Below are 11168 nucleotides of genomic sequence, written 5' to 3'. Positions count from 1 at the left end.
GCGTCCGCCCCGCACGGGTCGGACGCCGCGGCACCGGCGCACGAACGGGGGAACCCACCCATGTCCACGCCCCGCACCCGGCTCGCCGACGCCCGGCTCTACCTGTGCACCGACGCCCGGAAGCGCCAGGGTGACCTGCCGGACTTCCTCGACGCCGTGCTCTCCTCCGGCGTGGACGTCGTGCAGCTCCGTGACAAGGGCATGGAAGCCGGCGAGGAGCTGGAGCACCTCGCCGTCTTCGCCGATGCCGCCCGCCGCCACGGCAGGCTCCTCGCGGTGAACGACCGGGCCGACGTCGCCCACGCCATCGGTTCCGACGTCCTCCACCTCGGGCAGGGCGACCTGCCCGTGCCCGCCGCCCGCGCGATCCTCGGCGACCGGGTGCTGATCGGCCGTTCGTGTCACGCCGAGGACGAGGTCGCCGCTGCCGTCGCCGAACCCGGCGTGGACTACTTCTGCACCGGCCCCTGCTGGCCCACCCCCACCAAGCCCGGACGGTACGCCCCGGGCCTCGACCTCGTGCGGTACGCGGCGGGCCTGACCCAGGACCGGCCCTGGTTCGCCATCGGCGGCATCGACGAGACCAACCTCGACGAGGTCCTGGACGCGGGGGCCCGTCGGATCGTCGTCGTCCGTGCGATCACCGAGGCCGCCGATCCGGCAGCAGCAACGGCCGCCCTCGCCAAGCGCGTCCGCGAGCGCGCCGAGGCGTAGGAGCAGCCCGGACGGGTGTCCAGAAAGGTGTCCATTACTCGGACACCGTTTCCACGCCACCCTGGACCCCGTCTAACCTGCCGGTATGGCCCTTGGTACTGCTTCCGTCCGATCGGACCGCGCACGAACGGTGCGCGAGATCCTCGCCTCCGGTGGCACGTCGTACTCCTTCGAGTTCTACGCGCCCCGGACCGAGAAGGGCGAGCAGGTGCTCTGGAACGCCATGCGCCGGGTCGAGGCGGTCGGCCCCAGTTTCGTCTCGGTGACCTACGGCGCCGGCGGCTCCACCCGCGGCGGCACCGTCAAGGCCACGCAGAAGATCGCTTCCGACACCACCCTCACCCCCGTCGCCCATCTCACGGCCGTCGACCATTCGGTCGCCGAGCTGCGCAACATCCTGGGCCAGTACGCGGACGCGGGCATCCGCAACATGCTCGCCGTCCGGGGTGACCCGCCGGGCGATCCGCTGGGGGAGTGGGTCGAGCACCCCGAGGGCGTGAAGTACGCCGCCGAACTCGTCCAGCTGATCAAGGAGTCGGGTGACTTCTGCGTCGGCGTCGCCGCCTTCCCGGAGATGCACCCCCGGTCCACCGACTGGGACACGGACGTGCGGCACTTCGTGAACAAGTGCCGCGCGGGCGCCGACTACGCCATCACCCAGATGTTCTTCGATCCGGAGAACTACCTGAGGCTCCGCGACAGCGTCGTGAAGGCGGGCTGCGAGACCCCGATCATCCCCGAGGTCATGCCCGTCGTGAACGTGAAGACCCTCGACCGGCTGCCCCAACTGAGCAACGCCGCCTTCCCCGCGGATGTGAAAGAGCGCATCCTCGCCGTCAAGGACGATCCGGCCGCTGTACGCTCCATCGGTATCGAGTTCGCGACGGAGTTTTGCGCACGCCTGCTCTCCGAGGGCGTCCCCGGACTGCACTTCATCACGCTCAACAGCTCCACCGCGACGCTCGAGATCTACGAGAATCTCGGACTGCACCAGCAGTCGTGACCGGTCGTACCCGCCCCGACCCGCGGCGGTGACCGTGGAGAGGGGCGGCGGGACATGGGGTGGACGGTCCTCTACATCGCGTTCGGCGTGGTCGCACTGTGGCTGCTGGGAGAAGTCCTCCTCCAGTACAAGGCGCGGTTGCGATGGCGGCTGCTCGCCTTCAGCGGCTTCCTCGGTGTGGTCCTGGGCGTCCTGCTGCCCTCGGTCGCGGTCATCGTCGTCGGGGCGCTCGCCTTCGCCGTGGGCCAGACCTATGTGACGCTCTCCTTCCGCCGCGGCTTCTCCACCGGCTGGGCGATCGGCGGAACCCCGGGTGCGAGCCGTCGCCGCAAAGCCGGCCCGCCGGCCGCGGCCGGACCCACCCTGGAGGTCACCGAGCTCTCGTACGACACCACGGATGCCCACTACGGTCCGGAGGACGCCGGGTACGGCGCGGGCCAGGGCGGAGCCGAGCGCTCCGACTCCCTCCACGGCGACCACCCGGAGACCGCCGCCGAGACGACCGCGGTCTACGCGCCCGAGCCCATGCCCGAAGACACCGGCCAGTACGGCGTCTACGGCACGGGTCCGACCGGCCACACCGCGGACGCCGCCGGCTACGAGCCGGGGTACGACTCCTACGCGTCCGGGTACGAGCAGCCGGGATACGAGCAGCCGGGATACGACCACTCCTCCTACGGGCAGCAGCCGGCCTACGGCTACGACGGCGCCGGTCAGCAGTACGCCACGTATTCCGACCCGTACATCGGCCCGGGCGCGGACAACCAGCAGTACGACCCGTACCACGGCGACCCCTACGCCCCCTCCTACACGTACGACACCCCGCCCGGCGGCGTCTGGGTCCCGCAACAGCGCGACACCGAGCAGCCCCAGCAACCCCAGCAGCCCTACGGCCACGAGCCGCACCCGGACGAGCAGCAGTACCGCTACTGAAGCGTCCCCCCCCGGCCCTCCGACGCCCTACTGGGAGCCGCGGAAGTCCGCTCCCTCCACGACGAGTCCGGCCACCAGCGCGCCCGACATGCCCGCATGGGCGAGCCCGCCGCCCGGATGCGACCAACCGCCCGCGAAGTACAGCCCGGGCAACGGAGAGACGTTGGCGGCCGGGAGCAACCGGCCGTGCGCCCCGGCGAGCGCGGGTCCCGGCACCTCGGCCGCACCGGTGTCCCGCCGGACGTCCTCCGGGGTGCGGACCCGCCGCCAGAGCAGCCGCCCCGCGAGCCCCGGAACCGCCCGCCCGGCCGCCTCGACCATCAGGTCGGCGAAGGACTCCGCGTCCCGTTCCCGGTCGGTGCGCACGGTCGCGGTCACGGTCACCGACTCGTGGTCCCCGTCCGGCCGCAGCACCGGGTCGTCCGGCCGCAGCACGGTCACGGTTGGTCGGCCGTCCCCGCCGTGCACGACGGTCCGGTGTGCCGCGTCCTCTTCGCGGGGACCGCGCAGGGCCAGACAGACCGTCACCCGGCTGGTGCCGTCCGTTCGCCGGAGCGGCGGCAGGCCGCCCCGTTCCCGGCCGCCGGCCCGGTCGTGGTGGAGCGCCGGCAGCGGAGCGCCCCACACGACGTGGTCGGCCCCGACGGTCCCGCCGCCGGCCAGCCGGACGCCGACCGCCCGGCCGTCCTCCTCCAGCACCTCCTCCACCGGCGCGTCGAAGACGAACTCCACCCGTCGTTCCCGGCAGCGCTCGTACACCGCGTCGGCGAGCGCCCGCATGCCCCCGCCCACGTACCAGCTGCCGAAGGTCTGCTCCATGTACGGCAGGACGGCGGCGGCGGCCGGGGCGGCGGCCGGGTCGAAACCGTATGACCACGCGTACGCGTCGAGGAGGGCGGCGAGCCGTGGGTCGCGCAGCTCCCGCGCACCGATCTGGGCGAGCGTCGTCGTCGGACGGCGCAGCAGCCCCGCCTTCGCGGCCGGGTACGGCTCACGGGCCAGGGGAGCCGGATCCGCCGGCTGCGGCTCCTCCAGGAGTGGGCGCCGGGTCCGGTCCCAGGCCTCGCGGGCCCGGTTCAGGAAGTCGCCCCAGCTCGCCCCGGTACCGGCGCCGAGCGCCGCGTCCAGCGCGGCGACCGTGCCGGCCCGGGAGGCGTTCGGCAGGTCGACGCGGGTGCCGTCGGCGAAGACGTGACGCGCCGCCGGGTCGACCTGCGTCAGGGTGACGCACTCCTCCAGGGGCTTCCTGCCGGTCTTCACGAAGAGGTCCCGGTAGACGGCGGGCAGGTGGAGCAGTCCCGGACCGGTGTCGAAGGCGAAGCCCTCCCGCTCGAACCTGCCGACCGCACCGCCGTACGTCCCCGCCCGCTCGTACACCGTCACCCGGTGGCCCGCCACGGCCAGTCGGGCCGCCGCCGCCATGGCGCCGAGACCCGCGCCGATCACCACAATCCGTGCCATGCGGGCGAGCCTAGCCGGCCCCTCCGACCGGATCGGGGCCAGGCCGGAACCGGCACGACCGGAAGGCGGGCCGGGGCGGGGCCGGGGGAGTCAGAGGTGCTCCGACCCGCCGGGCGGGGCCTGGGCGCGGGGGCTCCGCTCCGTGGTCGCGAGCCGCCGCTCCTCCCGCCGTTGGGACCTTCGGCGCCGGAAGCGCCGGATCCGTTGGGCGAGGAAGGCCAGTACGGCCAGGCCCGTCAGGAGCAGGACGGCCGCGATGACCGCAGCCGCCACCGGGTGGAAGACCGCGAAGGTGACGATCGCCGCCACCCCGAGGTCCTCGGCCAGGCTCAGGGCCACGTTCGAGAAGGGCTCGGGCGAGGTGTTGACCGCCATCCTCGTCCCCGCCTTGACGAAATGGCTGAGCAGGGCCGTCGAACCGCCGACCGCGCCCGCCGCCAGTTCGGGCAGCGAACCGCTCTGCCCGGCCAGCAGGGCGCCGACGACGGCTCCTGCGATCGGCCGGATCACCGTGTGGACGGAGTCCCATATCGAGTCGACGTACGGGATCTTGTCCGCCACCGCCTCGCACAGGAAGAGCACGCCCGCCGCGACGAGGACGTCGGTGCGCTGCAAGGAGGCGGGCACGTCGTCGGCCAGCCCGGTCACGCCGAAGACGCCGAACAGCAGGACCACCGCGTACGCGTTGATCCCGCTCGCCCAGCCGCTGGTGAACACCAGGGGGAGTACGGACACGCCCGTGATCGTAACCAGGACTGAGTATCCGTACCTAGGGGTCGAGATGAGTAGCTGTGCGGATGGGCCCGTCGGTGTCCGGAGGAGAGAGTGGAGTCCACGGAAGGGGCACGGCTCCGGCACCGCCGGCACGGGGCTGCGGAACGGGGCGTGCGCCTGCCGGTGGCGGGGGCACGGCACGGGGGCGTGCGACCGCCGGCACGGGGGGTGCGTGAAGGAAAGAAGCCGGTGCGGCGGGGCTCGGGGGGAGCGCGCCGCGCCGCACCGGCCTTTCTGTTTTGCCCGGTCCGCCTTCCCTCCGGGGGCCTTCCGCGTCAGCGCCCGCCGACGCGGCCGTGCAGCAGGCGGGAGAGCGCCGCGTGCACGTCGTCGAGCGAACGCTCGCTCTGGAACGCCTGCCAGTCGAGGGCCGCCACCAGCACCATGCCGACCAGCGCCGCCGCCGTCAGCTGCACGTCGATCTCCTCGCTCAGCTCACCGCCCTCGACCCCCTCGCGCAACACCCCCTCGACGACCGCGACGGCCTCTTGGCGCACGACGAGGAGCGTCGAGTTCCACGCCCGGTTGGTGCGCCAGAGCTCCGCGACGTACAGCTGGGTGAAGGCCGGATAGCGGTCGATGAAGACGAGGCCCGCCCGGATCATCGCGTCCAGCGCGTCGATCCGGCTCCCGCCGTGCTCGGCGGTCTCCTCGGCCGCCGAGCTCAGCGAGGCGGTGAGCAGCGACACCCCGTGGCGCAGCAGCTCCTCGAAGAGCTCGGTCTTGCTCTTGAAGTTGTAGTAGACCGTGCCCTTGGCCACGCCCGCCCGCTCGGCGATCTCGCCCACCGTCGTCGCGGAGAAGCCCTGCTCCGCGATGAGGGTGACGGCCGCTTCGTAGAGCTTCGCGCGCGTGGCCTGACGTCGGGTGCTGCTGCTGTCCATGGCGTCGATTCTCACAGGTTCAGAGCGACAGTTCGGGGTGGAGGCGGTCGAGCGTCCACACCTGCTTGCGGCGCGCCGAGACGGCCGTCAGGGCCAGCGCTCCCGCGGTGAAGGCGATCAGGACCGCGCAGGCCTGCCAGACCGGCCCCGTCCCGCCGCCCGTGATCAGTCGGCGCAGCGCCTCGACCACGTGGCTCATCGGCAGGAAGGGGTGGACGGCGCTGAAGAAGGCCGGACTGGTCTGCACGGGATAGGTGCCGCCCGCCGAGGTCAGCTGGAGCATCAGGAACGCGAGCACCAGGATCCGGCCCGCCGCGCCGAAGCGGGCGTTGAGCCACTGGATGATCGCGGCGAAGCAGCAGGTGACCAGGAGGAGGAAGCCGATCGTGCCCGCGGCACGGGTCATCTGGAGCCCGAGGCCCCAGTGCAGGACGGACATCAGCGCCCCGACCTGGAGGACGCCGATCGCCGCCACCGGGAGCCAGCCGGCCAGCGCGATCCGCCAGGCGGAGCCGCCCGCGGCGAGCGCGCGCCGGTTCAGCGGCTGGATGATCATGTACGCGACCATGGCGCCGACCCAGAGGGAGAGCGGGATGAAGTACGGGGCGAAACCGGTTCCGTAGTTCGGCGCCTTGTGCAGGGACTGGGAGGCCAGCTGCACCGGATCGGCCATGACCTCCGTGCGGCGGTCGCGCTCCTGCTCGTCGTAGTCCGGGATCTGGTCGACGCCGTCCTTCAGGCCGGTGGCGAGGGTGCCGGAGCCGTCGGCCAGCTTGAACAGGCCGCCGTCCAGATCGCTCGCGCCCTTCTTGAGCTTGCCGACGCCGGTGTCCAGGTTGACCGAACCGGTCCTGGCCTCGGTGATGCCGGTGTGGAGGCGGTCGGCGCCCTCCGCGACCTTCTTCGCGCCCGCGTTGAGCTCGTTGATCTTCTTGATGGCGTCCTCGACGTCCTCGTCGAGGTGCGGGGCGCGGGCCGCCAGCTCGTCGGCCTGCTTCTTCAGCTTGGTCAGCCGTGCGTCCAGGGTCTTCAGGTCCTCGGCGTCGTCCTTGGTGAGTTCGTGCACGTCGTCGGCGATCGTGGCGACGTCGCCCGCGCTGGTCGAGGCCTTCTTGAGCAGTTCGCAGAACCCGGGTTCGGTGACGGGGACGGAGGCGTCCGTGCACGCCGAGCGGTGGAGCTCGGCGAGGTCGTCGTCGGCCTTGTGGGCGGCGGAGCGGACGATCGGGGCGCGCCGGACCAGGTCGTCCAGGTTGTTCTGGGCGGCCGTGACCGAGTCGGAGACGAGCCGGGCCGTGTCGCGGATCGACTTGCCGTTGTTCGCCAGGTAGGGGCGGACCTTGTCGGCGTTGCCGTTCACCTTGTCGGCGAGGGACTGGGTGCCGTTCGCGACCCTGCGGGACCCGCTCTCCAGTTCCGTGGCCCCCTTGTCGAGCTTCTTCAGGCCGGCGGCCAGGTCGCCGCTGCCGGTCTTGGCGTCCGTGAGGCCGTCCGACAGGCTCTTGGACCCCTCCTTCGCCTTGTCCACGCCCTGCTTGAGGTCGGCCGCACCCTCGGCGGCCTTCTCCGTGGCGTCGTGGATGTCGGAGAAGGAGATGAAGATCTTGTCGAGGAAGGTGCGGGAGGACTTCGTCGATGCCGCGGTGCGCACCTCGGAGAAGACCGTCCGGGAGATCTGTCCGACGATGTAGTTGTTGGCGTCGTTGGTCCGGACCCGGAGCGCACCGGTCTCGGGGGAGTCGCCGGAGCTCGAGGCGATGCGGCTGCTGAAGTCACCGGGCATGGTCAGGGACAGGTAGTACGTCCCGTTCTCCACGCCGGTCCGTGCCTCGGCGTCGCTGACCCGGTGCCACTCGAAGGTTTTGCTCTTCAGGAGCCCCTCGGTGATGTCGTCACCGGCGTGGAGCTCCTTGCCCCCGGCGGTGGCGCCCCGGTCCTCGTTGACGAGGGCGACGGGGATCTTGTCGAGCCTGCTGTACGGGTCCCAGAACGAGCACAGGTACAGGGCGCCGTAGAGCAGCGGCAACAGCAGGATCGCGATGAGTGCGGCGCTCGGCAGCTTTCCCCTGCCGAAGCGCTTCAGCTCAAGCGCGGCCAGTTTCGGCGAGCGCATCGGCTGCCCCCTCCTCGGTGTCGTCGTTGTCGTGCTGCTCGCCGGCCGGCGAGGGTGCGGCGCCGTCGGTGTCGTTCCCCCGTGCGGGCCGGGCGCCACCGGTCTCCCCGGTGGGTGCGGGGGGTGCCGTCGGCGCGGGGCGCTCGGCGTCCGCGGTGCTTCCCGTGGTCCGGGTGCCCCCGGTGGTGTCCCGTGCCGGCTCCGCTTCCGCAACCTCCTGCACGGACCCCGTTTCCGTGGCGCCCCGCGCCGGCCCCGTTTCCGTGGCGCCCCGCGCCGGCCCCGTTTCCGTGGCGTCCCGCGCGGGCCCGGCCACGGTGGTGACGCGCAGGGCGTCCGCGGGAGCCTCGGCACACACGGCGAGGACCGTCGTCCCGGCCCCGGCCACCGAGCGGAGCAGCGCCCAGACCTCCGTGCGCTCCGCGTCCGAGAGCTTCAGGTCCGTGTCGTCCACGGCGAGCAGCCGGGGACGGCCGATCAGCGCGAGGGCGATCGTGAGCCGCAGCGCCTCCAGCCGCTCCAGGTCCCGCACGGAAGTCCGGGGGCCCTTCGGCAGGGCTTCGAGGTCCAGTCCGGCGGTCTCCAGGGCCTCTTCGATCCGGGCCCGGGCCGCCGCCGCCCGTTCGGCGGGGCGCTGGAGGAACGCCCGCACGGAACCGTCGTAGCGGCGCTGGAGGAGGACCCGCTCGTGCAGGTGCTCGCCGACCGTGAGGGCGGGGTCGAGCTCGCTGACGCCCGGCACCTGGCCCAGTGCGCTGATCCGGCGCACGGCGGCCATCTTCCGGGGCAGCGGGAAACCGCCGATCTCGGCGTGGCCCTCCTTCGCCCGCATCCGGCCGGTGAGCGCGAGCAACAGGCAGGTGCGGCCCGAGCCGGAGGGGCCCTCGATGGCCACGAGTGAGCCGGCCCCGGCCCGGAAGGAGACGTCGCGGAACACCCAACCGCGCGGTCCCTTCAATCCGAATCCGTCCGCGACGACGGCGGCACCGTGCGGTTGCTTCCCGGCTTCCGCTCCCAACGGATCCACCCCCCACTTCCCCATCTTTAGACTGACTGGTCAGTCTAAAAGTTACCGCCCGGTAGCTGATCCGGCAAAACACCAGGTCAGCCCGAGTGTCAGTGGGTGCCTGCACGATGGGCGCAGACGGTCACAGCGCCGCCGCATGACGAACAGGAGGCTCGGCATGGCTCCCGCGCAGCCCGGACCCGCGTCCGGCGTCCATTCCGTCCCGCGCCGCTCCGCCGCCCCGCCCGCCGCCCTCGACCTGCTCGCCAAGTCCCGTGCCGGACTCGCCGAGGCCGCCGTCCTCGACCGTCCCCACGAGCGGTACGCCGCGGCCCACCTCGCCGCCCTCCGTGCCGCAGCCGCCGTGCTCGCCGCCCGGGGCAGGCCCGACACCGTGCCCCGTCGCCGGCAACGGATACGGAGTGCATGGGAGCTCCTCGTCGAGTTGGCGCCCGAGCTCGCCGAGTGGAGCGCCCTCTTCGCGGCCGGCGCCCCCCGCAGGGCCCTCGCCGAAGCAGGGGTCGGCAGCGCGGCCACCCAGCGCGAGGCCGACGACCTGCTCAGGGACGCCGCATACTTCCTGCGCCTGGTCGAGCGGCTGCTCGGCCTCCCGGCGGCGCTGCCCGGCCGGCCCGGAGAGGACGGGCTCGACGGATGATCCGAAAGGCGGGAGCGAGGCCATAGGGTGGGGAGCGTCCGTACCCGTCACCGAGGAGTCAACAGCCGTGCCGGACCCTTCCCCTGTCTTCGGTCGAGAGGCCTCGTCGCGCCCGTCGCGCGCCTCCCTGCGCACCGCCGTCGTCTGGGACGTGCTCAAAGACGCCTTGGACCGCCGGGTCGAGGCCACCGGGAAGGGCAGCCTCGACGTCCTCGACACGGGCGGCGGTTCGGGAAACTTCGCGGTGCCGGTGGCCCGCCTCGGTCATCGGGTCACCGTCGTCGACCCCAGCCCCAACGCGCTCTTCGCGCTGGAGCGCCGCGCCGCCGAAGCCGGCGTGGCCGACCTCGTCACCGGCGTCCAGGGCGACATCCGGGGCCTCTTCGACGTCGTCGGGCGGGAGGAGTACGACGCGGTCCTCTGCCACGGAGTCCTGGAGTACGTCGACGACCCCGCCGAGGGCGTGCGGAACGCGGTCGCCGCGCTCCGTCCGGCGGGCAGCCTCAGCCTGCTCGCCGCGGGGGTCGGCGGCGCCGTCCTGGCCCGGGCCCTCGCCGGTCACTTCACCGAGGCCCGGCACGCCCTCGGTGACCCGGCGGGCCGCTGGGGAGAGGGCGACCCCGTGCCCCGGCGCTTCACCGCCGAGCAGCTCGCAGAACTGTCCGAGAAGGCCGGTCTGGACGTCGGTGCCGTGCACGGCGTCCGGGTCTTCGCCGACCTGGTTCCCGGCGCCCTGGTCGACACCGAGCCCGGCGCCGCCGAGGCCCTCCTCAAGCTGGAGGCGGCTGCGGCCGAGCTGCCTTCCTTCCACGCCATCGCCACCCAGCTGCACGTTCTCGGCGAGAAGCGGAGCTGACCGAAACCGCCACCCGTTCGGCGGTGCGGGCCGCAACGCTCCATGGAGTAGGCCACAGCCCGCCCGATGAGCCGCTTCGCCCCGTATGATCGGAGGACATCATCCGGCATGACGGGCAAGGGGCTGGGGAATCAACGCCTCAGCAACCGATCCGCATGGCGGCCCGGATTGGCTGTTCGGCAGTGAGGGCGGGTTTCACGGGGGCGATTCCCTGCCTATCCTGAAAGGGCCGCAAACCGGTCGCCCCCGCGACCGACGACTAGGAGGACTCCGTGCCGCTCTCGGAGCACGAGCAGCGAATGCTCGAGCAGATGGAGCGAGCGCTGTACGCCGAAGACCCCAAGTTCGCGACAGCGCTCGAGGGAAGCGGACTGCGTACGTACACCCGGCGACGGGTTTACCAGGCAGTCGCCGGCTTCCTGGTGGGTATCGCGCTCCTCATGGCCGGAATGGTCGCACAGCAGATCTGGATCAGCGTGGTGGGTTTCCTCGTCATGCTGGGCTGCGCGGTCCTGGCGGTCACCGGATGGCGCAAGGCGCCGAAGCCGGGCGAGCAGCAGACCAAGGGCGGAAAGGCGGCCGGCGGCCGTCAGCCCCGGCAGCGACGCTCCATGATGAACCGGATCGAAGAGCGGTGGCAGCGCCGCCGCGACGAGCAGCAGGGTGGCGGCCACTGACGGCCTCCTGAGCGGCAGCCCCGCCCCCTCGGACATCGACCGAGCCCCACGGACGGGCACACTCCGGTGTGCTGTCCCGTGGGGCTCGG

11 protein-coding genes are annotated in these 11168 nt (G+C 72.5%); 6 read left to right on the top strand and 5 right to left on the bottom strand.

From position 1 onward, the window contains the following. The first annotated feature begins 60 nt into the window (after positions 1 to 60). The 3 genes from thiE to ACFW2Y_RS17930 all read left to right on the top strand — a co-directional run bounded on the left by thiE (position 61) and on the right by ACFW2Y_RS17930 (position 2650). Positions 61 to 714, top strand: coding sequence for a thiamine phosphate synthase (gene thiE / locus ACFW2Y_RS17940; RefSeq protein ID WP_384879692.1), 654 nt, complete (start codon positions 61 to 63; stop codon positions 712 to 714). Between the two features lie 85 nt (positions 715 to 799). Next, positions 800 to 1717: a methylenetetrahydrofolate reductase [NAD(P)H] gene (gene metF / locus ACFW2Y_RS17935; protein WP_384879690.1), complete on the top strand. Its 918-nt coding sequence runs from the start codon at positions 800 to 802 to the stop codon at positions 1715 to 1717. Between the two features lie 54 nt (positions 1718 to 1771). Further along, positions 1772 to 2650: a hypothetical protein gene (locus tag ACFW2Y_RS17930; RefSeq protein ID WP_384879687.1), complete on the top strand. Its 879-nt coding sequence runs from the start codon at positions 1772 to 1774 to the stop codon at positions 2648 to 2650. 27 nt (positions 2651 to 2677) lie between these two features. On the opposite strand, the gene ACFW2Y_RS17925 is transcribed toward ACFW2Y_RS17930, so the two are convergent. The 5 genes from ACFW2Y_RS17925 to ACFW2Y_RS17905 form a co-directional block, all read right to left on the bottom strand. Then, on the bottom strand, positions 2678 to 4111 hold the full coding sequence (locus tag ACFW2Y_RS17925; protein ID WP_384879684.1) for a phytoene desaturase family protein: 1434 nt from the start codon (positions 4109 to 4111) through the stop codon (positions 2678 to 2680). A 90-nt stretch (positions 4112 to 4201) separates the two neighbouring features. Further along, entirely contained in the window at positions 4202 to 4846 is a 645-nt protein-coding gene (locus ACFW2Y_RS17920; RefSeq protein ID WP_384879681.1) for a DUF4126 domain-containing protein, read from the bottom strand. A 314-nt stretch (positions 4847 to 5160) separates the two neighbouring features. After that, positions 5161 to 5769: a TetR/AcrR family transcriptional regulator gene (locus tag ACFW2Y_RS17915; RefSeq protein WP_384879678.1), complete on the bottom strand. Its 609-nt coding sequence runs from the start codon at positions 5767 to 5769 to the stop codon at positions 5161 to 5163. A gap of 19 nt (positions 5770 to 5788) precedes the next feature. After that, positions 5789 to 7882 carry a YhgE/Pip family protein gene (locus ACFW2Y_RS17910; protein ID WP_384879675.1) on the bottom strand — a complete coding sequence of 698 codons (2094 nt, stop codon included), beginning with the start codon at positions 7880 to 7882 and terminating at the stop codon, positions 5789 to 5791. After that, on the bottom strand, positions 7854 to 8900 hold the full coding sequence (locus tag ACFW2Y_RS17905) for an ATP-binding cassette domain-containing protein (protein ID WP_384879695.1): 1047 nt from the start codon (positions 8898 to 8900) through the stop codon (positions 7854 to 7856). The genes ACFW2Y_RS17910 and ACFW2Y_RS17905 overlap by 29 nt, the downstream gene beginning before the upstream one ends. Before the next feature lie 166 nt (positions 8901 to 9066). Between ACFW2Y_RS17905 and ACFW2Y_RS17900 the strand changes: the two genes are divergently transcribed. The 3 genes from ACFW2Y_RS17900 to ACFW2Y_RS17890 all read left to right on the top strand — a co-directional run bounded on the left by ACFW2Y_RS17900 (position 9067) and on the right by ACFW2Y_RS17890 (position 11079). Further along, a complete protein-coding gene (locus ACFW2Y_RS17900; protein WP_384879673.1) occupies positions 9067 to 9546 on the top strand; it encodes an SAV_6107 family HEPN domain-containing protein in 480 nt (159 codons plus the stop codon). Between the two features lie 67 nt (positions 9547 to 9613). After that, complete coding sequence (locus tag ACFW2Y_RS17895) at positions 9614 to 10402, top strand: methyltransferase (RefSeq protein ID WP_384879671.1); 789 nt, start codon at positions 9614 to 9616, stop codon at positions 10400 to 10402. A gap of 272 nt (positions 10403 to 10674) precedes the next feature. Beyond that, the gene (locus ACFW2Y_RS17890; RefSeq protein WP_384879669.1) at positions 10675 to 11079 is read left to right on the top strand and encodes a DUF3040 domain-containing protein; all 405 of its coding nucleotides are present in this window, start codon (positions 10675 to 10677) and stop codon (positions 11077 to 11079) included. The last annotated feature ends 89 nt before the right edge of the window (positions 11080 to 11168 follow it).

It is taken from the genome of Streptomyces sp. NPDC058877 (genome assembly GCF_042742855.1).
Taxonomy (GTDB): domain Bacteria; phylum Actinomycetota; class Actinomycetes; order Streptomycetales; family Streptomycetaceae; genus Streptomyces.
The sequence above is the reverse complement of the archived record's forward strand: the minus strand, read 5'-3'. Positions and strand labels throughout refer to the sequence as shown.